Origin of the sequence: Mycolicibacterium palauense (assembly GCF_002592005.1) — a bacterium.
Classification (GTDB): domain Bacteria; phylum Actinomycetota; class Actinomycetes; order Mycobacteriales; family Mycobacteriaceae; genus Mycobacterium; species Mycobacterium palauense.
Genome location: NZ_NVQF01000197.1, coordinates 1 through 1,364 on the forward strand (window position 1 = coordinate 1; position 1,364 = coordinate 1,364).

Consider the following 1,364-nt stretch of genomic DNA (forward strand, 5'->3'; position numbering starts at 1 on the left):
TGATCAGCCCCGGCGTGTCGGGAGAGTTCTTCCGTTGGGAAGGATGGGCACGTGGGATCGAAGTCATCGAGGCGGTATCCAGAAGAGCTGAAGGCGCGGGCGGTGCAGATGGTGGCCGATCTGCGTGGTGATTCGACCTCGGAGTGGGAGGCGATGGGCCGGGTTGCTGACCTGCTTGGTGTCGGAACGGCCGAGACGGTGCGCAAATGGGTCCGCCAGGCCGAGATCGACGCCGGGCAGCGAGTCGGGCAGACCAGCGAGGAATCCGAGGTGCTGCGCAAGCTGCGCCGGGAAAATGCTGAGCTCAAGCGGGCCAACGCGATCCTGAAGGCGGCCTCGGTTTTCTTCGCCGCCGAGCTCGACCGGCCCAGTCAGTAGTCGTGGAGTTCATCAGCGCCCACCAGCACACGCGGGTGGGCGCCGATGGTCTCAAGTGGGGTGTCGAGTCGATGTGCGCCGTACTGTCCGAGTACGGCGTCACGATCGCCCCATCGACCTATTACGCCCACCGCGCCCGGTGCGGCCCGTCGAAGGCCGATTGGGCCGACGCGCAAGTCATTGATGCGATCTGGCGGCTGCGCCAGTCGCAGAGCCTGTACCGGGTGCTGGGCGCCCGCAAGACGTGGATCGTGTTGCGCACCAACGGTATCGATGTTTCTCGCTGCGTGGTGGAGCGGGTGATGCGGGAGATGGGATGGCGCGGGGCGTGCAAGCGTCGCCGGGTACGGACCACCGTCGCTGATACTGCCGCGACGCGGGCGCCGGACCGTGTGTCGCGGCGCTTCGCCGCAGAGGCGCCTGATCGTGTGTGGGTGGCCGATTTCACCTACTGCCGCACCCGTGCCGGCTGGGCCTACACCGCGTTCGTCACCGACGTCTACGCCCGCAAGATCGTGGGCTGGAAGGTGGCCACCGAGATGACCCAGAAGCTCGTCACCGACGCGATCAATCACGCCATCGACACCAGAAAGCGGTCTGGCACAGCATCGTTGGAGTCTCTTATCCACCACAGCGATGCGGGCTCCCAATATACCGCCGTCGCGTTCACCGAACGCCTGGCTGCCGAGGGGATCGTGCCGTCGATCGGATCGGTCGGCGATAGTTTCGACAACGCTCTGGCCGAATCGGTGAACAGCAGCTACAAGACCGAGCTCATCGACCACCAGCCGCTCTACCCCGGCGCCACCGAGCTCTCCCTGGCCACGGCCGAATGGGTGGCCTTCTACAACCGTCAGCGGCCCAACGGCTACTGCCAGGACCTGACGCCGGACCGGGCTGAAGCGCTCTACTACCATCGCCAGCGGCACCCTCAGACCGAGGAGGCACTCAGATAAGAGAACCTCCCGACACGCCGGGGCGGATCA

At 65.8% G+C, this 1,364-nt stretch carries 1 protein-coding gene; it reads left to right on the forward strand.

Annotated features, from left to right (window positions below):
* The first annotated feature begins 108 nt into the window (after positions 1-108).
* Positions 109-1,334, forward strand: a protein-coding gene (locus CSR00_RS29830; RefSeq protein WP_099025944.1) for an IS3 family transposase whose coding sequence is annotated in 2 segments (ribosomal slippage) — positions 109-340 and positions 340-1,334 — 1,227 coding nt in all. Because the reading frame shifts where the segments join, the coding sequence is not laid out codon by codon here.
* The last annotated feature ends 30 nt before the right edge of the window (positions 1,335-1,364 follow it).